We start from the raw sequence: 20,314 nt of genomic DNA, 5'->3' as shown, positions 1-20,314 counted from the left end.
TTTGAATGTCCCGTAACATGGCGAATTGCCCCTCCTTGTGAGGGGCTTTTTTTGCTGCTTTCCACTGCCCGTCAGCGTCCGACAACTGGCATCTTCCGGTGTATTCCTGACGTGCGATTCTGTCAGCCGCCTGTTTACTTAAAGGTACATGCCATTACCGCTGCAGAGACCCCGCTCTGGGGATAGCTGCGTCTATACCCTATCAGTGCAGGGGAATAACAACGATGACAGCCCTAATGCAACGTTTCATGATCGCCACCCGTATCTGGTTTATCCTCGGCCTGGCTATTCTGGCCCTGCTGGCCAGCACCCTGATGAGCTATCTGAATATCCGCGATACCCTGCTGGCCGGTCGCATCCACTCCATCGACTTCGTGGTTCAGAGTGCGCTATCGGAAGTCAGCCACTTTGCCGAGCTGGAACAGGCAGGCAAACTCAGCCACGACGATGCCCAGCGCCTCGCCGGTGAAGCCCTCAGTGCCATGCGCTTTGCCGACGGCAACTATATTTTCGTCACCGAGCGCACCGGCATCATGCGCATCAATCCCACCCTGCCTAAAGACAAGCTCGGCACCAACCTGATGAACATTCAGGATGAGAATGGCGTCAAGATTAACCAGGAGCTGTTCAAGGGGGTCGATCAGGGCGACATGGCGCAGGTGCGCTATCTCTGGCCGCGCAGCAAAGGCGGTAAGCCGGTGGCCAAACTCGGCATTGCCCGCGAGTACAAACCCTGGGGCTGGCTGATCGGCTCCGGTATCTATATTGATGACCTCAACAGGGCAGCACTGGAGAAGCTGGAGGCCCTGGCGCTGCAATCCGGACTGATCATTCTGGTCCTGATTGCCCTGGCGGCCATGGTGATCAGCAGCATCCGTCGCCCGTTGCGCAGTACCATCGCCGCCATGCATGAGCTGGCCGAGGGCGATGGTGATCTGACCAAGCAACTGCCTGCCGACGGCAAGCACGAGCTGGCGCAACTGGCGGCTACCTTCAATCGCTTTGCTGCTGGTATCGCCGATATTGTGCGGGAAACCGGGCAGGTGGCGATGCGGCTGAATCAGTCGGCCGCTAAGCTGCAACAGGCGGCCAAACGCACCGACCACAGTATTCACCGTCAGTCCAGTGAAACCGGCACCCTCGCCACCGCCATGAACGAAATGGTCGCGACAGCTCAGGAAGTGGCCCGTCACGCCGAGGAAACCGCCAGCGCCACCAACGAGACAGACCGCCTGACCCATGACAGCTATGAAGTGGTGGAAGTGATCGTGCGCAATATCGGCGAACTGGCCGAGGAAGTGGATGCCATCAGCCACACCATCCAGCGGGTGGCCAATGCCAGTACGGATATCGATAAGGTGCTGGAAGTGATTCGCGGTATCGCCGAACAGACCAACCTGCTGGCCCTCAACGCCGCCATAGAAGCCGCCCGTGCTGGTGAGGCCGGGCGGGGTTTTGCCGTGGTGGCCGATGAGGTGCGCACCCTGGCCCGGCGCACGCAGGACTCCACCGCTGAAATCCGCGAAATCATGGAAAACCTGCAGCACGGCTCGCGGGATGCCGCCGTGGCGATGCAACGTGGTGTCAGCAAGGCACAGCAAACCAGCGAGTCGTCAGGACGGGCAGAAAGTGCACTACGCGCCATGAGCGATGCCATCGGCCGCATCCGCGATATGAGTGTACAGATCGCCACCGCCGCCGAAGAACAAAGCAGCACGGCAGAGAGCGTTAACCAGAGCGCTGTCACCATCAGTGATGCCTCGGCAGAAGTGAAAGAAGCCTCACATCAGACCGCCGCCACTGCCGATGATATTGCTTCTGCCATCAGCCATCTGCACGGGCTGATAAGTCGATTTAAAGCCTGACGCTCTGCATTCGACCTGCCTGCAATCCGGCAGGTCGCATTTTTCTTCAAGCCCGTTATCCGCTCACAATCTGACGCACAGCGCGTCGGCTCAAAGCTGAGCAGAGCACCTCAGCTTATTCATCGTACAGATGACGTTCAGGTGCGCCGCTGTATTGCCAGATCAACTGGCGGGGGATCGGCCCCTTGTTGCGTCCGCCCTGCCCGACCTGCTCCCAGGCATGGGCAAGGATGCCGACGGAGCGCGACAGGCAGAACAGCCCCCGGGCCAGCGGTGCCGCGAATCCCAGCTCGGCATAGATGACCGCCGTAGCGCCATCGATATTCATGGGAATGCGCTTGCCCTTACGCTCAGCCAGCACCTGTTCGATGCTGCGGCCAATGGCAGCAAACTGACCACTGACCTCACCCCGGGCCGCCGCTTCATCCACCAGTGCCAGCAAACGCCCGGCCCGCGGATCCACCGGATGAAAGCGATGGCCAAAGCCGGGAATGAACTTGCCGTGCAGCTCGATAAACCGGTCCAGCTCAATCGCTGCCGCCTCTGCCAGTGGCGTGCCCTCACTGTGGCGCTTTGCGATATCACTGTACAACTGCATCGCCTGCTCACCGGCGCCACCGTGCACATCGCCCAGCACATTGACGGCGGAGGCCATGGCATTGTTAAGACTGACGCCACAGGTCATGGCCATGCGGGCGATGGCGATACTCGGTGCCTGCGGGCCGTGATCCACCGCCGCCATCAGGGCCGCATCGAGTAACCGTCCCTGACCCGCAGCGGGTAGCTGACCGCGCAGCATCAGCCAGATCATGTCGGTAAAACTCAGGCGCCCGATCAGCTCCTCAATGGGATAACCGTGATAGCGAATTTCGCCCGGCGCCATATCAATAATGTCTGTACGCCACCAGCCGCGGACCTGATCTTCCAGATTGTCTGCCATGATTGCCTAGTCTCTTTCAGGTGCAGCACCCAGCGGCACTGCAGGGTTTGTTCGTTGTACGGTCAAGCGGCCAGTACCCACGATCTCAGCAGGCGCCGACCTGCCGCAGCGTTGCAATGCCCGCACTGTCATAGCCCAGCTCCTGCAGGATCTGCTCGGTATGCTGGCCCAGCGCCGGTGGCGGTGTCGCCACCGCGGGTGCCTGACCATCGACCTTGAAGCCGGTGCGCAGTACGCACACCTCCTGCGCCACACCGGGCACGGCAGTGAACTGCGCCAGCATGCCGCGATCACGAATCTGCGGATGGGCCAGCACCTGAGGGACCGAGTACACCGGCCCTGCTGGCACACCGGCAAGATTCAGCGCCTGCCACCAGTGCTCGGTGGAGGCGGTCTGCAGGCGCTGCTCCAGTAGCTCCGTCAGTTGCAGGCGATGCTGAAGACGCGCCTGACGCTCGGTAAAACGGGGATCCTGTTTCAGTTCAGGGCACCCCAGCACATTACAGACGGCCTCAAACTGTTCCTGTTTATTGGCGGCGATATTGAGCAACCCATCGCCGGTGCGGAAGGTGCCCGACGGGCTGGCTGTAACGTTGTCATTGCCCATGGGTCTGGGCTCACGCCCCGCCACCAGATAGTTCGACACCGCCCAGCCCATGGTGGCCATCGTCGCCTCCAGCATGGAAACATCGATAAAACTCGCCTCGCGCTGCGGATTGGCCAGCTGGCTGGCGATGGCAAAGGCGGCCGTCAGGCCACCGACACTGTCCGCCACCGGATAGCCCACCCGATAAGGGGCGTTGTCCGGTGCGCCGGTAATACTCATCACCCCTGCCATCCCCTGAATGATCTGGTCATAGGCAGGCAGATCGCGCAGGGGGCCATCCTGCCCGAAACCCGAAATGGCACAGTAGATCAGTCGCGGATTGTGCTGCTTCAGCACCTCAAAGCCGACCCCCAGCCGCGCCATCACACCGGGCCGGAAGTTCTCCACCACCACATCAGCACTGGCTACCAGCTGCAGGAAAACGGCCTTGCCTGCCTCACTCTTGAGGTTGAGGGTCAGCGAGCGCTTGCCGGGGTTCTGCGCCAGAAAGGACACCCCCATCAGGGCACGATTCAGCTCGGCACTGGCTCCCAGCTGACGGGCCAGATCCCCAGAGCCGGGTACCTCCACCTTGATCACGTCAGCGCCCATGTGGGCCAGCTGATGACAGGCAAACGGCCCCGCCAGTACGTTGGTCAGGTCCAGTACACGAATATGTTTGAGGGGAGGATTCATCACACTTCTCCGGCACCTGCCCGCCATCGGGGTGGCAGGCAGGGCCTCTGCTGTCTGTGGTGGCAGCACCACAGAGGGACATTACTTAATCAGACCAATTTCCCTGGACAGGTCGGTAATCTGACTGATCTGCTGTTTCACGAAGCCATCGAAATCAGCACCAACCTTGTGGAATGGCATCAGGCCGTTTTCAGCCATGGTCTGCTTCCAGGCCGGTGAGGCGTATAGACTGTCGAGGGTAGCCGTCCACCACTGGTATTCCTGATCCGATACACCGCCGGGGATATAGAAGCCACGCCAGTTCGGAGCCACGGTATCGATGCCCTGTTCGGCAGCCGTGGGCAGCGTGTCATAAGGTGCAGGCAGGCGTTTGTCAGACAGCACGGCCAGCACCCGCAGGTCGCCCGACTGCATGAAACCCAGCACTTCCGACACATCGCCGGTAAAGGCATCAATGTGTCCGCCGAGCACCTGAGTCATCGCCTCACCACCGCCGTTGAAGGCCAGATACTTGATTTTCGCCAGCCCGCTGACGCCGGCCGCCTTGGCCGCCAGCAGGACTTTCAGATGGTCCCAGCCACCGGAGGCGCTGCCACCGGCAAACTTGACCGAGTTGGGATCAGTCTGCAGCGCGGCCATCAGCTGCTTGAGATCCTGATAGGGCGAATTTTTGCCCACGGCAATGACCCCGTAGTCCGCGCCCAATGCCCCCACCCACTTGACCATCTCGGCATTCATGCCGGGGAACTGCCCCTGCGCCAGTCGGGTAGTGGTCGCCGTGCTGGCAGCCACCACCACATTCGGGTCGCTGTTGCGCTTGGAGACGATGTTGGCGTACGCCACCCCGCCACTGGCGCCGGGCATATTGACGGTCTGCACATTACCTTTGACGTAGCTCAGGGTGGACAGCAGCTGGCCGACGGTGCGGCAGGTGAAATCCCAGCCGCCGCCGGGGTTGGCCGGGGCGATACATTCAGGTGCCTTGGGCAGATCAGCAGCCTGGGTGGCAGGCACGGACAGCGCCGATGTCAGTAACAGCAGAGGGAGTGAGGTCAGCAAGCGGGTACGGCGAATCATTGTTGTTATCTCCACCAAAATCGGGACAGCAGTCTGACTGCTGAGAAAGGACAGGCCAGGGCAGGAAAACCACAGCCTGAATTCTATTTAAGAGAACTTTATTCTCTCTGACAGAATATAAGAGACTACAGAACAGAACGCAATGGCGGATTACTTCGGCAATAGCGTTCTGTCAGGCATAATTTTCACCCGGAAAAGTACGGGAACAGACCATGGCAAATGATCGAGTGGAGGCGGTAGAGCGGGCATTGACGCTGCTGGACTGCTTCAGTGAACAACGGCGCAGCCTGACACTGGCCGAACTGGCCGAGCAGACGGGATTTTACAAAAGCACGATTTTGCGCCTGATGAAGTCGCTGGAAATGTTTGGCTACATCCAGCGTGACAGCAAGGGGCTGTTCAGCCTCGGCAGCGCTATTCGCCGCCTGAGCCATGCCTGTGATGCGGAAAACAGTCTGGAGCCGCTGATCCGCCCGGTGCTGGTGGCACTGCGTGATGCCAGTAACGAGAGTGCCTCGTTCTACGTACGGGCCGGTGTGCAGCGTATCTGCCTGTATCGGGAAAATGCCCAGCGGGAAATGCGCCATCATCTCGACGAGGGCATCCGCTTGCCGCTGGGTCAGGGCGCTGCCGGGCGTATCTTGCGGGCTTACAGCGAAGAGCTCGCCGAGGATGAGGTGATCCGCCAGCAGGGATGGGCGCGCTCACAGGGTGAACGCAGTGCAGAAGTGGGCGCCGTTGCGGTGCCTCTGTTCAATCGCGGCGGTCAGTTTCTAGGCACTCTGGCCCTGTCCGGGTTGATCACCCGCTTTGATGAGGAGCAATGCCAGCAGTGGATCAGCCTGCTACAGCAGGAAGCGCGCAAACTGGCCAGTCAGATTGTCTAGCCGGGCGGTGACCGCACCTCCTCTATTGACGCAGGGTGATGCTATGGCAATGCGGCTCGCCCTGGGTTATAGCGATGGTGGCAGCCGATACGGCCTGCTTGCCGCATTGCCAGGGCGCGGCCCCTGACAGATCAAAGATCAGGGTCGATCCCATCTGGCTGATTTTGACCTGATCGTCACTGTGCCCGGTATAACTGATGGTGGTGGTATGACCCTGCAGGGCCCAGCTGACTTCACCGTCATCACGCTCGGCGCTTAAACGGCAGGCCGTCACTTCGGCATCAAAGGCGGTGGTGGAGCCGCTATAGCGAAACCCCAGCAACCGGTCTGCTTCCATGTTCACTTCCAGCTGCTGGATAAACCCGTCCACATCCTCCTGGCACTGCCAGGTGCCGGCCCAGCCGGTACTGGCCTGCCACAGCAGACCACACAGCATTACCCGACCCCATCGACCGCTCCCCATGTTTTCTATCCTGCCTTTTCACTTTGAACGTGTTTACACTCTGTTAGAGGGGATCGCTCTGTGCTGTAAAACCGGTGATGGCCTACCGTGGCTGACCGATATGCAGCAGCGGCGTCAGCGCCTCCTGCAGCGGTGCTGCACAGGCCAGCACGCGCATGGTGCCGGTCGCCGCAGGCTGGCCGATGTAGTTATGCCAGCCACCGGCCTCTTCCACGATCAGCAGCCCCGCCAGCACATCCCAGGGGTTGATCTGCGCCTCGAAAAAGCCGTCCACCAGCCCCTCCGCGGTGCGCGCCAGACACAGGGCGGCCGAGCCCAGCCGGCGCTGATCCATCTGACACTGGTAGAGATAATCGATACGAGCGAGATAATCCGGCAATGCCGTACGGCGACCAAAACCCATGTAGATCAGTACCGATGACAGCTCGATGGGCTGCTGACTGAGGTGCAGCGGCTGGTCGTTACAGTAGGCCCCCTGACCACGTACCGCCTGATACAGCTGCTCCTGCATCGGCACATAAATCACCCCGATCTGCACCTCGCCCTCTTCCACATAAGCAATCACTACGCCCCAGTCCGGCAGACCACGGAGAAAGTTGGTGGTGCCATCGATGGGGTCAATCACCCAGTAGCCGTTTGAAGAGCCGGCCTGCCAGCCTTCTTCCTCGCCGAGAATACCGTCCTCGGGATAGGTTTCTGCCAGACGGCTGCGGATCAGGCTTTCAACATTACGATCCGCTTCGCTGACCCAGTCCTGCACCCCCTTGCTGTCGATGGTCAGTGCATCACGCTGGCGAAAATAGTCCAGCGCAAGCGCTCCGGCTTCTCGCGCCCATTGACAGGCGTGGGCGTGGCGCTGATTAAGTGCATTCATAACATCCCCTTGGCATCTGTTTCCGTGGCTGTGCCGGCTGCTCTGGTTCCGGCCCCCCTGATGGCGATATCCCCGCGAACGGGCTGATGGCGGTTTGGCTGATCTAGCCAGGTGACCTACTGTACCAGCTGCAATACAACATGATCTGGCACGCCGTTGCCATTACAGCGGCGGAACTGTCCCTGCTTGTCCAGACAGATAAAGATCTCGTTGAAACGGTTTTTCTTGCCTGCCTGAACCAGCATATCGTCGCTGCGAAGGCCCGGGTTCAGGGCCATAAACGCCTGCTTGATGGCGGCGCTTCTGATCCCCCCGCCCTGCGCCAGTGACTCCAGTGGTGGCCGCTGAATACGCTGCCACAGTTGCTGTATTTCACTGAAGTAGTCAGCAGGTGCATCGAAGGCGCAGGAGCCGTGCTTCTGCCACTCGCCCTGAATCAGCTGGACACCGGGCATGATGCAAAGGTTATCGCGCACTGTACCGGCATCCACCAGCGTCGCCTGACAATGGCGTGGCTGGCTGCAACGCTCGCCCCTGGCGTCAAAATTCTGTGGCCATAAACCATGGACCACCCAGCGGAACTGGTTATCCCGGCACTGGAAGTCATTGCTGTCACGCTGACCTGCTGCACTGTCACAGAAGGCTGGCGACCAGGACAGTGCCAGTACATAGCCGGTCACCGGCCCATCGACCTGACAATCCACCTGGATCATACGGGTGGCAGGAAGACTGCCCGGCACACTGCAGCTGTCGGCCAGTGCAGGCACACTGACCAGTGCCGCCAGAGCGAGCATTAACGCCCCCGCCAGTGCTCTGCCCCAACGTTGCCCCGCCTTGGCAGGACGCCCGCTATTCTGTGGTGCAGTCATCATTCTTCTCCTGTCAGACATGGCCTTTGGCGCCCCCTCTTTAGCGGCGAATATAGCATGGATACCGCCAGCGCCTGATGATCCCTTTGGCGCAACAGCCACCGTCAGACTACCCTAAGAAATGCAGTCGCGATGGTGCAGGATCCTTGCTATGACGCCCACTGAAACCAGCCCCCCTTTCTATCTGGATAGCGATAAGCTTGTCGCTGATGGGCCCACCCTGTTACTCAGCATGCTGGAAATGCCTTACTGCTCTCCCGTGCTGATTACCCAGCCTTCCCAGGGCTTTCGTATCGTCTACGCCAATGCCGCCAGCCTGAGCTTTTTCGGTATGAATACCGAGCAGATCAGCGGAGACTGGTTCATGCGCGAATGGTCTGCCAGCCAGAGCCGCAATGACCGCGAAAAAACCCTGCAGGAGCTGCGTCACCAATACCGTGCCGAGTTCACCATCCAGCATCAGGATGCCGACGGCAACAGCAAACCGGTAGAAGTGACGCTGTTCCTGTTCCGGCATCAGGATGAAGAATTCATCGTCAATTACTGTGTCGATATCAGCCAGCGGGTCGCACAGCAGCACTCGTTACTGCAGATGGATGCCGAAGCGGCCCGTGGCGAACGTGACCGCCAGTATCAGACCATCTTCGAACGCCTCGACGACGCCTTCATGCTGCTGGATATCACTCCCCAGCGTCAGTTACAGGTGCGCTGGCTCAACCCGGCGGCCGAACGCCATCTGGCCTTTCATTCTCAGGATGCGGCCGGGCGGCTGTTACGCGATCTGGTACCTGCCACCTTCCGGGATTCCTGGTGCCTGTATGAACAGCGCTGTCTGGAGCGAGGTGCACCGCTGCACTTTGAAGACGCGCTGGATGAGAATGGCCTGACCCGCTATATCGACGTCAGCATGGTACCGATCCGTAATGAGCTGCACGAAATGGTGTCAGTGGCGCTGATCGTCCGCGACATTACCGAACGCAAGCATGAAGAAGATGAGCGTTTCGACAAGGAACGGGTGTTCCGTGCGCTGGTCGACAACTCACCCGACGTCATCATTCGTTATGACACTCAGTGCCGTCGTATCTACGTCAACCGCCAGTACGAGAAGGCCACCCGTACCCAGGCCAGTGACAGCCTGGGGCGCTCACCGGTGCAGCACTCTGGTCTCGGTAGCAGCGCCCAGCAATACCAGAACACCGTGCAAAGGGTGATTGATACCGGCCATGCGGGCACCACGGACCTCTGCGTGGAAGATATCAACGGTCAGCAACGTTATTACGAACTGCGGCTGGTGCCAGAGTTTGACCGCTATGATCAGCTCTGCAGCGTGCTGGTGGTAGGCCGTGACTATACCGAGCGGCATCTGGCGGAAGAACGTCTGCATGCCAGTGAGCAGGCCTTCCGCACCCTGGTGGAAAACTCCCCCGATGCCATCATGCGCTACGACACTCAGTGTCGCCGTATCTACGTCAATCATATCTATGAACAAATCTGCGGCCTCAACAATGGGGCAGCGCTGGGCAAATTACCGTCGGAACTGTCCGCAGCCGGTGTCGATGCCCAGTTGCTGGAACAGAAGCTGCGCCAGGTGATCGCCAGCAAGCAGCCAGACCGTATCGAACTCAGCGTGCAGACCGACGAAGGCAGGTTGCGCCACTTTGAGCTGAAGCTGACGCCCGAACTGGGCCAGCGCGGTGATACCGTCAGCGTGCTGGCGGTGGCCCGAGATATCACCGAACGCAAAGATATCGAAGAACAGCTGTATCGCAGCGAACTGACCTACCGCACCCTGGTGGAGAACTCCCCCGACATCATCTGTCGCTACGATACTCAGCGCCGTCTGGTGTACTGCAACCCGTCGCTGCTCAAGCTGGTCAACATGCAGGCCAGCGACATCATGGGGCTGACTGCCGCCGAAGCCCGGCTGAAGATTCTGCAGTCGCACGGCTACACCGACATCCCGCGCGAGTCCAAGGTGGATGAAGCCATCGGGGAAGTGATCGCCACCGGCAAAAGTACCGAGCTGGAAACCAAGATTCTCAACAGTCAGGGTGTGCAGATCAGCACCCTGCTGCGTCTCACTGCCGAATATGATCGCGACAATACCCTGATCAGCGTGCTGGCCGTGGCGCGGGACATCAGCGACATTCAGGAGTACCAGCAGCGTATCCACATGCTGGCCTTCTATGATCCGCTGACCGCCCTGCCCAACCGCAGTTTCTTCAACGACAAGGTGCGCCGCAGCCTGCTCAATGCCCGCCTCAAGGGCAAGCGCGCTGGGCTGATGATCATCGATCTGGATCACTTCAAGACTGTCAATGACAGCCTCGGTCACGGCCATGGCGATACCCTGCTGAAGATTATCAGCCAGCGTCTGCAGAACTGCCTGGATGCTAGCGCCATACTGGCCCGTCTCGGCGGTGATGAGTTCGGCGTCGTGCTCAGCAAGGTTGAAGACCGTCAGGATCTGCACACCCAGGCCAACTATGCGATGACAGCCATTCGTGACCCGCTGCTGGTGGATGGCAAGGAAATCAGCATATCCGCCAGTATCGGTGCCTGTATCTACCCCGATGACGGCGATGATCTTGATGATCTGGTGCGCTTTGCCGATTCCGCGCTGTATATGGCCAAGGCCAGTGGCCGCAATACGCTGCGGTTCTACTCCAAAGAGCTGACCACGCAGGCCCGTGAGCGGCTGGAGCTGGAAAATGACCTGCGCCGCTGTCTGGAACGGGACGAAATGCGTCTGCTGTATCAGCCCAAGATTGATCTGCGCAGCGGCCAGATTCTCGGCGCCGAAGCCCTGATTCGCTGGCACCATCCACGACGCGGACTACTGACGCCAGACCGTTTCATTCATCTGGCAGAAGACAACGGCACCATCGTCGATCTTGGCCGCTGGGTGATCGAAACCGCCTGTCAGGCCGCCTGCCGCTGGAACCAGCGCCCCGGTCAGGCGTTGAAAATAGCCGTCAACCTGTCAGGGCGTCAGTTCTTTGAAAGCGAACAGCCCTTGCTGACGGTGATCGAACAGGCACTGCTGCGTCATCACTGCCCTGCCCTATGGCTTGAGGTAGAGATTACCGAAGGCATTCTGCTGGAAGACCGCCCCGACGTGATGGAGCAGTTGCAGCAGATTCGCGCACTGGGCCTGACCATCGCAGTGGATGACTTCGGCACCGGCTATTCATCCCTCGGCTATCTGGCCCGTTTCCCCATCGATACCCTGAAAATTGACCGCTCGTTTGTCGATAAGCTCACCACGGCCCGGGAAAGTGCTGCACTGGTACGCGCTATCATTTCCATGGCACGCAGTCTGGGCATGGAGCTGGTAGCAGAAGGGGTGGAAACCGAAGAGCAGGCCATCATGCTGGCCAGCATGGGCTGCCAGCAGGCACAGGGGTACTACTATGGTAAACCCATGAGCGAGGCGGACTTTATTCACATGCTGGATGAAGAAGCCAGTGGTGGCGCAATGATCTAGTCAGACCCGGATACAACAAGGCCGCCGTGATGGCGGTCTTGTTGTATCCGGCGATAAGCGCGTAGCAATGAGAACGGACGCTTACTCCGCAGGCTGCCAGGGATGCAGATGGGCCTTGCGCATCTGGTCTTTCTCAGCCGGTGAGGCGCCCCAGTTGTTGTTGTATACCTTACCTTCCCAGTCACCGTATGTGGGGTTCGGTAACACGATAAACTCGGCACCAAACCTGGCCTTGTTACTTTCTACCGCAGCATCGCTCTCTGCCAGGGTCTTGGTATCGAAGGCAGCACTGAAGTCGTTGAGATTGTCGCCCATCAGCAGCGCCACATCATAGTCAGCAGCGATCTGCTGACGGCGTGGCTCCTTGTTACTGCTGTCGGTGCGCAGCATCAGGTGGGCATCGTCAACAAAGGGGAAACCCAGCGCCTTCATGTTCTTGATGGTGCCAGCCTTGCCCACTTCCTTGCGGTTGGTGACGTAGAACACTTCCCCGCCACGCTTCTTCACATAATTGAGAAACGCCACGGCACCGGGCATGGCCTTGGCCTCCGCTGCCTCCATCCACTTGTCCCAGGTCTTGCTGGAATAGCCGAAATCCTTGCCCACCAGCCAGGCCTCGTACGCCGAGTTGTCCAGTACCGTTTCATCAGCATCGACGATCACAGCGACTTTCTTGCCGCCGGGATGACCGGCCAGATACATATCCAGCCGCAGTTTGGCCAGATTGAAAGCCTGATAAGACAGCGCCTTGAACTCACCGGAAGCCTGCATCCACAGCGTGGCCAGCACCAGCTGCTCATTCAGATCCTTGGTGGTATAGGCAGGCGCTGCCGGGGTATCCGCCGCCCAGCTCGGCAGGCTGACACTGCCCCATAACAGAGCAACAGAAACCGCGGCGGTGCGCAGGGTAAAACGTGACATAGGCAAAGCTCCCAGTGGTATTGGATGAACTCCAGTCATGCCGAAGCAGACTGTTTCAACAGCAAAAAATATTCCACATGGTCAGAAATTTGTCACAGGGTGGTCACATTAGTGTCACCACCCGCTTTCACCACGGCATCGTGGCCATCAACAGACTGGCAGAACGAGCTCACGATCCCGGATCAGAACTGCAACACCAGCGTCTTCAGGGGAGAATGACCATCAGGACTGGGGAAGTCTTCTGCCGGGCTGATGACCTGCACGTCACGCACGGGTCGCTCCAGCTTTTCTGCACAGCGCAGCACCAGCGCACGCCAGGTATCCATATCCACCTGCGCCACGTTGTTGCAGCAAATCAGCTGACCATCCGCCTGAGTGGTCAGAATGGCAGGCTTCAGCAGGCTCTGATAATCACGCAGCAGATCAACGGTGCCAAAAGCACTGCTGGCATAACGCGGCGGATCAAGAAACACCAGATCAAACTGCCGCGGTGCCAGCCGCGGATAGCTGGGCAGGCGTTTGCCACGCCGTGCGGCAACCGGCAGGCCCGCCAGCTGACGACAGGCAGGGAAAAAGTCACTCTGCACAAAGCTGATCTGGCTTTCAGGGAAGCCATTCAGCTCGGCATTCTCCTTACCCACTGCCAGTGCTGACTGGGCAAAATCGATATTCACCACTTGTCGCGCGCCACCTTTGGCCGCACACAGACCCACACCACAGGTGTAGGAGAACAGGTTGAGCACATCCTTGCCCTGGCTGTTCTCCAGTACGTAACGCCGGGCATTACGCAAATCCAGAAACAGCAACGGATCCTGCCCCTGATGCCGCCCTCGTACCCGATAGCTTACGCCCAGCTCCAGCCCCTCGTGATCCGCCAGCGCGGCGTCCACGGGTCGCAAAGCGAAGTCTTGCTGTGCAGTATCAATACGGCTGTTACTGCCGGAGCGGTCGTTATACACCCACAGCACGGACTGCCCCAGCTGCTGCTCTATCGCTGCGACGATTTGCTGATACTGCCCGACGTCAAGCGGAGTATGAAAACTCTGAAGCAGATAGAGATCACCATAGCGATCAACGGTGACGCCGGGCAAACCTTCGTTAGTTCCGTGAAACAGGCGATAGCAGGTGGTGTTTTCCGTCTGACAACGGCTGAACAGCGGCTGACGCTGTGCAAAGGCAAGCGCGATGCTCGCAGCGATAGGGGTCATGGCAATGCCTATAGAAATGATGCACAAGTTTAGCAGCAAAGCAGGTTCACCCTCTAACCTGGCCAAGTATTCACCTTTAGGACCTGCTTCCCTACAGCATGAGCAGGTTCAGATTCTGAGTGGAACAAGTCTCCCCCTGCGCTCCACTGATAACGCAACAACCCAGGGTATGTGGAAGGGTTCAGTCAGCTCCGGCCTTTTACCCGTACTGGGTTCATATTTCAGTTTACGTATGTGTTCACGACGCATGAGCCTGGGCCACACAAGGCGAAAACAGCAGAGGTCACAGCGCTGGCTGGTCAATGAGTTGATGGGCCATCAAGAACATTCTGGAGATCTTTTCAACGTCGTGTGGCCGATAAGCAGCAGATCGCGAACACGCTCTAACACAACAGCGCAGAGAATTTGTATGGATAACTACCCGACCCAACGTCTGGAACACGTGCTCAGACCGCTAGGAGCCGACAGCGCCCAATTGGAAGCACTGCGACAGGAGGGGCATTTACTCTGGCCGCTCAGCGCTGGCAACGAATGCCTGCTGGTTGCCAGCGCTGATGGCAAAAGCGTGTTTATCATCCACTCGCTGACCAGCATCGACCCAGAACAGGATGGCCGTTTGCTTGCCCTGTCACTGCACCTGAATCTGACCCCGGCTCATACGTTGAACGCCAGTATCGCGCTGGATATCGAGCAGCGCCTGCTGTGTCTGCGCTACAGCCATAGCCTGATCCATGGCGATGCAGAGCCTCTGGGGCAGGTGTTGGAGCAACTGCAACAACTGAGCCAGCAACTGCGGGAGACTATCACGCGTTTCCGCCAGGACCAGCAGGCGTCGGTCAATCGATCAGCTAATCCAGCAGTGATGTTGGGGCGGTCACTGATGTCGGAGAAACAGCCATGAAGGCATCACTGTCATCCCCCTCCGCCAGCCCCTATTCCTCGTCCGTCGAGGGTAACCCCCCACAGCATACCAAGGGTAAACACAAGGCTGGCGTGCTGCATAAGCTGGGTAAATGGCTCGGTGCCTCATCCTCAGGCAGCAGCTCGGCGGCCAACAAACCCACCTCTGCCAGCCAGTTGGCGGCCTATCCGAACGCTATCAGCACACCGCCTAACCGCTACAACGACTCAGCAGTTAAGCAAGCTTTGGCTCGTTTCGGCTACGGATTACCATGAGTTTCTTGCCATCCGTCTGTACACCACCAATCTGTACCCGACAATCAACCATCACCTGCGCTATCAGCACAACGACAAGGTGGTCCCCGTAGTGGAGGCCTTGCAGCAGGGCTTGCAGAAGCTGGCCCAAGAGCCAGAGCATCAGGCGGCAAGCCCGCTATACCGGGGCATTAGCAAAAACATGAGTGATGAAGAGGTACACACGCGCTTTGCCCTCGACCGGCCCTATCGTGACAGTGCCTTTATGAGCACCTCATTGAACCCGCAGAAAGCCTTCATTCCTGGCACCCGGGTAGAACTGACACTCACTACCCAGTCAGCGGTCAATGTCAGAGCGTTTGCGGAGTATAAAGATGAAGAGGAGGCGCTGATTCGGCCCAATACCCCCTTTCAGGTTCAGCAAATGGAAAAGCAGGAGGGAGTGTGGCACATCAGCCTGACCGAAATGCAGGAGACAGAGCCAACCGGGCAGGCAGTCAGCAGTAACGAGCCTGAGCAGCATCGCACAGAAAAAGGCTAAAAAAATCCCCCGTCATGCGGGGGCAACAAACACCAGTCAACTCAGGATAAGTCCAGGGAGCGGAGGGTGCCGCCCCTGGTCAACTCAACGAACATGTAAAACAAAGGGCGCTCCGGCGGCGATACAGCTCGATTCTCCGCCAGAGCAGGTGACCCGTCAGACTGCGGGACAGACCGGTCACCGACGCCCTTCCCTGCCTTTGTCCACCGTGCCGTGTGACGCAGGACAGAGGCCGGGAAGGACGCCTTCGAGGCCAACGCTCACCCCGGCAAGCCGGGGCAGCGAGCGATCAGAGCCGTTCGAAGATGGTGGAGATACCCTGGCCCATACCGATACACATGGTGGCCAGACCGAGGGTGGCATCCTGCTGCTGCATCACGTTCAGCAGGGTGGTGGAGATACGGGTACCGGAGCAGCCGAAGGGGTGGCCAAGGGCAATGGCGCCGCCATTGAGGTTGACCTTGTCATCCATCTTGTCCAGCACCTTGAGGTCTTTCAGCACTGGCAGTGCCTGTGCCGCAAAGGCTTCATTCAGCTCGATGATGTCAATGTCTTCCATGCTCAGACCAGCACGCTTCAGCGCCTTTTGGGTCGCAGGCACCGGACCATAGCCCATGATCGAAGGGTCACAACCCGATACCGCCATGGCACGGATGACCGCGATGGGCTTCAGCCCCAGCTCCTGAGCGCGCTTGGCTGACATCAGGATCATCGCTGAAGCACCGTCGGAAATGGCAGATGAGGTACCGGCAGTCACCGTCCCTACCTTGGGAATAAAGGCCGGAGGCAGCTCAGCCAGTGATTCGGCAGTAACACCTTCACGAATCACTTCGTCACGGTTGATCAGGCTGCGGAAACCGTTCTCGTCGTGACCTTCGATACCGATGATTTCACGATCAAAACGCCCTTCCACGGTAGCGGCCAGTGCACGCTGGTGAGAGCGGGCGCCAAAGGCATCCTGCGGCTCACGGCCAATACCGTGCATACGGGCCAGCATTTCTGCAGTGACGCCCATCATCATCGAGGCTTTCGCCACGTGCTTGCTCATGGCCGGGTTGAGGTCCAGACCGTGCAGCATGTTAACGTGTCCCATGTGCTCAACACCGCCGACCACAAACACATCGCCGTTGCCAGTCATGATGCCCTGCGCCGCGGTATGCAGCGCTGCCATGGATGAACCGCACAGACGGCTGACGGTCTGTGCCGCCACGCTGATGGGCAGCCCGGCCAGCAGTGACACCGAACGGGCGACGTTGAAGCCCTGCTCCTTGGTCTGGTTGACGCAGCCCCAGATCAGGTCTTCCACGTCGTTGGGATCAACACCGGGGTTGCGGGCGAACAGCGCCTTAACCAGCTCACCGGACATATTCTCGGCGCGCACATTGCGGAACGCGCCACCTTTGGATTTACCCATGGCGGTGCGGGCACAGTCGATCACCACCACATCATTGGGTTGCAGTTTGGACATTGTCATTATTCTGTTCTCCGTACCTGATCAGTGGCTGGCTGGGGTCGCTGCGGGGTAGTAGGTTTCACCCTGTTGTGCCATCTGCAGCATGCGCTCGGTGGGCTGATACAGCTTGCCGAGGTGCGCATAGCGGGATGCCAGCTCAACAAAGGCCGCCATGCCCATGGCGTCGATGTACTGCAGCGCACCACCACGGAACGGTGGGAAACCGATGCCGTAAATCAGGCCCATATCCGCTTCAGCTGCACTGCTGACGATACCGTCTTCCAGGCAGCGGGCGGTTTCGATACACATGGGGATCATCATGCGGGCGATGATATCGTCCGCCTCAAAGGCCTTCTGCTCGCCGGTTATATCGCGCAGCAGCGCGAAGACGCTGTCATCCACCACTTTCTTGGGTTTACCGCGCTTGTCTTCCTTATAGACATAGAAGCCCTGATTGTTCTTCTGCCCATAGCGACCCAGCTCATACAGCTTCTCGATCACGGTTGTGCCTTCATGGGCCATGCGATCCGGGAAGCCGTCTGCCATCACCTTGTCAGCGTGACAGGCGGTATCCATGCCGACGACGTCCAGCAGATAGGCCGGGCCCATGGGCCAGCCGAAACCTTCCATCACCTTGTCGACCTGACGGAAATCTGCGCCATCGGCCATCAGTTTGGAGAAACCGGCGAAATAGGGGAACAGGATGCGGTTTACCAGGAAGCCCGGGCAGTCATTGACCACGATGGGGGTTTTGCCCATGGCTCTGGCGTAGGCAACCGTAGTAGCTACGGCCTTCTCGCTGGTTTTCTCACCACGGATAACCTCGACCAGTGGCATACGGTGCACCGGGTTGAAGAAGTGCATACCGCAGAAGTTTTCCGGACGCTTGAGCGACTGTGCCAGCAGGCTGATGGAAATGGTCGAGGTGTTGGAGGTCAGAATGGTTTCGTCGCGCACCATACCTTCCACTTCCGCCAGCACCGCCGCCTTGACCTTGGGATTCTCCACCACGGCTTCGACCACCAGATCAACATGACCGAACTCGCCGTACGACAGAGCCGGGGTAATCTGGTTCAGGGTGCGGGCCATCTGCTCGGCAGTGATTTTTTCGCGTTCAACCTGCTTCAGCAGCAGCTTGTTGGCCTCACTCAGGCCCAGCTCCAGCGCCTTGGGAGCGATGTCCTTCATGATGATCGGCGTGCCTTTCACCGCCGACTGATAGGCCACTCCGCCCCCCATGATGCCGGCGCCCAGTACCGCTGCCTGTTTGACTGGCTGAGCACTGGCTTCATAGGTTTTGGCCTGTTTCTTAAGGAACTGGTCTTTAAGGAACAGCCCTACCAGAGAGGCGGTCACCGAAGTCTTGGCCAGCTTGGCAAAGCCCTTGGATTCGATTTCCAGCGCCTTGTCTCGACCATGACGGGCGGCTTTCTGGATCGTCGCGATGACTTCCATCGGTGCCGGATAGTGAGGACCGGCCTTGGCACCGACCACGCCCTTGGCGCTCTCGAACACCATCATCTTTTCAATTTCGGACAGCGGCAGCGCACTCTGCTTTTCCTGACGGCGGGCGTTGTGATCGAATTCACCGGCAATGGCTTTCTGCAACAAGTCCAGTGCCGCATCACGCAGCTTGTCAGCGCTGACCACGGCATCAACAGCACCGTCCTTGAAGGCGGCATCGGCACGTTTCTCCGCACCGGTACAGATCCACTCGACGGCATTGTCAGCCCCGATCAGACGTGGCAGACGCACGGTACCACCCCAGCCGGGATAGATACCCAGTTTGACTTCAGGCAGACCGACCTTGGCACTCTCGCTCATGACGCGGAAGTCGCAGGACAGGCACATCTCGAAGCCGCCGCCCAGCGCGATTCCATTGATCGCCACCACGGTGGGGCAAGGCAGATCTTCAACGCTGTTGAAGATGGCGTTCAGGCCAGCGATATGGCCTTTGATCTCGTCTTCGGAAGCCGAGAACATCTGATTGAATTCGGTGATATCAGCGCCGACGATAAACACATCCTTGGCGCTGCTGAACAGTACCCCCCTGATGCCTGCGGTCGCGGTCAGACCAGCTGCCACGTCCTTCAGTTCATTGAGGGTGGTCTGATTGAACTTGTTGACCGACTCCCCCGCCAGATTGAAGCACACCTCGTAGATGCCATCGCCCAGAGCGGAGACCTGAATGGCCTGACCTGAAAACTCCATGGTGGTTCCTCTTATTTTTAGCCTTGGAAGGGAGGCGACAGACTCGCCGTCCCTGTGAATACTGCTGCGGGTATCAAGCGGTTCACGATCTCTCGCTGTTGCCGCAGCCTGGCAGCGAGCAGATCAAGAGATCGTAACAACGCGCTCAGACCTGCTTTTCCAGCTCCGGCAACGCAGTAAACAAATCCGCTACCAGCCCATAATCGGCCACCTGGAAAATCGGTGCCTCTTCATCCTTGTTAATAGCGACGATGACCTTGGAATCCTTCATCCCGGCCAGATGCTGAATAGCGCCGGAGATACCAACTGCGACGTACAGCTGAGGCGCGACGATCTTGCCGGTCTGGCCCACCTGGATATCGTTGGGAGCAAAGCCTGCATCCACAGCGGCACGGGAAGCACCCACCGCTGCACCGAGCTTGTCGGCCAGCGATTCAATCACCGCGAAATTCTCCTTCGAGCCTACCCCACGGCCACCGGAAACCACGATGCCTGCGGCAGTCAGCTCAGGACGGTCAGACACCACCACTTCATCACTGACATGGCGTGACAGGCCGGAGTCCTGACCTGCCTCTACCGCTTCAATGGCAGCATTGCTGCCCTCGGCGGCCACAGCGTCGAAAGCGGTGGTACGCACGGTGATCACTTTCACCGGGTCCAGGCTCTGCACGGTGGCGATGGCATTGCCAGCGTAAATCGGACGCTTGAAGGTATCGGCACTGACTACTGCGATAATGTCGGACAGCTGCGCGACATCCAAAAGGGCAGCCACTCGCGGCAATACGTTCTTGCCGGTTGTGGTGGCGGGCGCCAGCACGTAGTCATACCCGGCAGCCTGAGCCACGATCAGGGTGGCCATGTTTTCCGCCAGTTGCTGGGCGTAGGCGGGTGAGTCAGCCAGAATGACCTTGCTCACTCCCGCCGCTCTGGCCGCCTGTTCGGCAACCGCGCCGCAGTGCTGGCCGGCGACCAGTACGGTAATGTCGCTACCCAGCTGTTGTGCCGCGCCCAGTGTATTGAGGGTCGCCGGTTTCAGGCTGTGGTTATCGTGTTCTGCTACAACCAGAATGCTCATCGTCTG

Annotated in this window: 17 protein-coding genes; 6 read left to right on the top strand and 11 right to left on the bottom strand. The window is 59.0% G+C overall.

What is annotated here, in order from left to right:
- The first annotated feature begins 224 nt into the window (after positions 1-224).
- Complete coding sequence (locus tag WH50_RS01440) at positions 225-1,865, top strand: methyl-accepting chemotaxis protein (protein WP_110185716.1); 1,641 nt, start codon at positions 225-227, stop codon at positions 1,863-1,865.
- Between the two features lie 115 nt (positions 1,866-1,980).
- On the opposite strand, the gene WH50_RS01435 is transcribed toward WH50_RS01440, so the two are convergent.
- From WH50_RS01435 to WH50_RS01425, 3 genes are all read right to left on the bottom strand, one after another.
- Positions 1,981-2,805: a citryl-CoA lyase gene (locus WH50_RS01435; RefSeq protein ID WP_110185715.1), complete on the bottom strand. Its 825-nt coding sequence runs from the start codon at positions 2,803-2,805 to the stop codon at positions 1,981-1,983.
- 85 nt (positions 2,806-2,890) lie between these two features.
- Positions 2,891-4,087 carry a CaiB/BaiF CoA transferase family protein gene (locus tag WH50_RS01430; RefSeq protein ID WP_110185714.1) on the bottom strand — a complete coding sequence of 399 codons (1,197 nt, stop codon included), beginning with the start codon at positions 4,085-4,087 and terminating at the stop codon, positions 2,891-2,893.
- 81 nt (positions 4,088-4,168) lie between these two features.
- Entirely contained in the window at positions 4,169-5,164 is a 996-nt protein-coding gene (locus WH50_RS01425) for a Bug family tripartite tricarboxylate transporter substrate binding protein (protein ID WP_110185713.1), read from the bottom strand.
- Positions 5,165-5,376: 212 nt separating this feature from the next.
- On the opposite strand from WH50_RS01425, the gene WH50_RS01420 reads away from it, so the two are divergent.
- Entirely contained in the window at positions 5,377-6,051 is a 675-nt protein-coding gene (locus tag WH50_RS01420) for an IclR family transcriptional regulator (protein ID WP_110185712.1), read from the top strand.
- A 22-nt stretch (positions 6,052-6,073) separates the two neighbouring features.
- Here the strand turns inward: WH50_RS01420 and WH50_RS01415 are convergent, their stop codons facing one another.
- The 3 genes from WH50_RS01415 to WH50_RS01405 form a co-directional block, all read right to left on the bottom strand.
- A complete protein-coding gene (locus tag WH50_RS01415; RefSeq protein ID WP_133251213.1) occupies positions 6,074-6,514 on the bottom strand; it encodes a hypothetical protein in 441 nt (146 codons plus the stop codon).
- 82 nt (positions 6,515-6,596) lie between these two features.
- The gene (locus WH50_RS01410) at positions 6,597-7,388 is read right to left on the bottom strand and encodes an inositol monophosphatase family protein (RefSeq protein ID WP_110185710.1); all 792 of its coding nucleotides are present in this window, start codon (positions 7,386-7,388) and stop codon (positions 6,597-6,599) included.
- Positions 7,389-7,504: 116 nt separating this feature from the next.
- On the bottom strand, positions 7,505-8,260 hold the full coding sequence (locus WH50_RS01405) for a ribonuclease T2 family protein (RefSeq protein ID WP_165838268.1): 756 nt from the start codon (positions 8,258-8,260) through the stop codon (positions 7,505-7,507).
- Positions 8,261-8,408: 148 nt separating this feature from the next.
- Between WH50_RS01405 and WH50_RS01400 the strand changes: the two genes are divergently transcribed.
- Positions 8,409-11,744, top strand: a complete 3,336-nt coding sequence (locus WH50_RS01400; protein WP_165838267.1) for a sensor domain-containing protein — start codon at positions 8,409-8,411, stop codon at positions 11,742-11,744.
- An 81-nt stretch (positions 11,745-11,825) separates the two neighbouring features.
- Here WH50_RS01400 and WH50_RS01395 read toward each other — a convergent pair whose 3' ends face one another.
- Together WH50_RS01395 and WH50_RS01390 are read right to left on the bottom strand one after the other, a co-directional pair.
- Positions 11,826-12,665 (bottom strand): 5'-nucleotidase, lipoprotein e(P4) family, encoded by an 840-nt coding sequence (locus tag WH50_RS01395; RefSeq protein ID WP_110185707.1) that lies wholly within the window; start codon positions 12,663-12,665, stop codon positions 11,826-11,828.
- Positions 12,666-12,847: 182 nt separating this feature from the next.
- A complete protein-coding gene (locus WH50_RS01390; protein WP_110185706.1) occupies positions 12,848-13,873 on the bottom strand; it encodes a class I SAM-dependent rRNA methyltransferase in 1,026 nt (341 codons plus the stop codon).
- A gap of 409 nt (positions 13,874-14,282) precedes the next feature.
- Here WH50_RS01390 and WH50_RS01385 point away from each other — a divergent pair, with 409 nt between their 5' ends.
- Genes WH50_RS01385 through WH50_RS01380 form a run of 3 tightly spaced genes read left to right on the top strand, consistent with a single transcriptional unit; the run spans position 14,283 to position 15,569 of the window.
- Positions 14,283-14,774 carry a CesT family type III secretion system chaperone gene (locus tag WH50_RS01385; protein ID WP_110185705.1) on the top strand — a complete coding sequence of 164 codons (492 nt, stop codon included), beginning with the start codon at positions 14,283-14,285 and terminating at the stop codon, positions 14,772-14,774.
- Complete coding sequence (locus tag WH50_RS26785) at positions 14,771-15,049, top strand: hypothetical protein (RefSeq protein ID WP_243409946.1); 279 nt, start codon at positions 14,771-14,773, stop codon at positions 15,047-15,049. The genes WH50_RS01385 and WH50_RS26785 overlap by 4 nt, the downstream gene beginning before the upstream one ends.
- Complete coding sequence (locus WH50_RS01380) at positions 14,940-15,569, top strand: ADP-ribosyltransferase domain-containing protein (protein ID WP_243409944.1); 630 nt, start codon at positions 14,940-14,942, stop codon at positions 15,567-15,569. The genes WH50_RS26785 and WH50_RS01380 overlap by 110 nt, the downstream gene beginning before the upstream one ends.
- 289 nt (positions 15,570-15,858) lie before the next feature.
- On the opposite strand, the gene fadA is transcribed toward WH50_RS01380, so the two are convergent.
- The 3 genes from fadA to WH50_RS01365 all read right to left on the bottom strand — a co-directional run bounded on the left by fadA (position 15,859) and on the right by WH50_RS01365 (position 20,308).
- Positions 15,859-17,037, bottom strand: a complete 1,179-nt coding sequence (gene fadA, locus WH50_RS01375; RefSeq protein ID WP_110185703.1) for an acetyl-CoA C-acyltransferase FadA — start codon at positions 17,035-17,037, stop codon at positions 15,859-15,861.
- A gap of 27 nt (positions 17,038-17,064) precedes the next feature.
- Positions 17,065-19,233, bottom strand: coding sequence for a fatty acid oxidation complex subunit alpha FadB (gene fadB / locus WH50_RS01370; protein ID WP_110185702.1), 2,169 nt, complete (start codon positions 19,231-19,233; stop codon positions 17,065-17,067).
- Positions 19,234-19,378: 145 nt separating this feature from the next.
- The gene (locus tag WH50_RS01365; RefSeq protein WP_110185701.1) at positions 19,379-20,308 is read right to left on the bottom strand and encodes an electron transfer flavoprotein subunit alpha/FixB family protein; all 930 of its coding nucleotides are present in this window, start codon (positions 20,306-20,308) and stop codon (positions 19,379-19,381) included.
- Between the last annotated feature and the right edge of the window lie 6 nt (positions 20,309-20,314).

The sequence above is a fragment of the Pokkaliibacter plantistimulans genome (assembly GCF_003194385.1).
Taxonomy (GTDB): domain Bacteria; phylum Pseudomonadota; class Gammaproteobacteria; order Pseudomonadales; family Balneatricaceae; genus Pokkaliibacter; species Pokkaliibacter plantistimulans.
The sequence above is the reverse complement of the archived record's forward strand: the minus strand, read 5'-3'. Positions and strand labels throughout refer to the sequence as shown.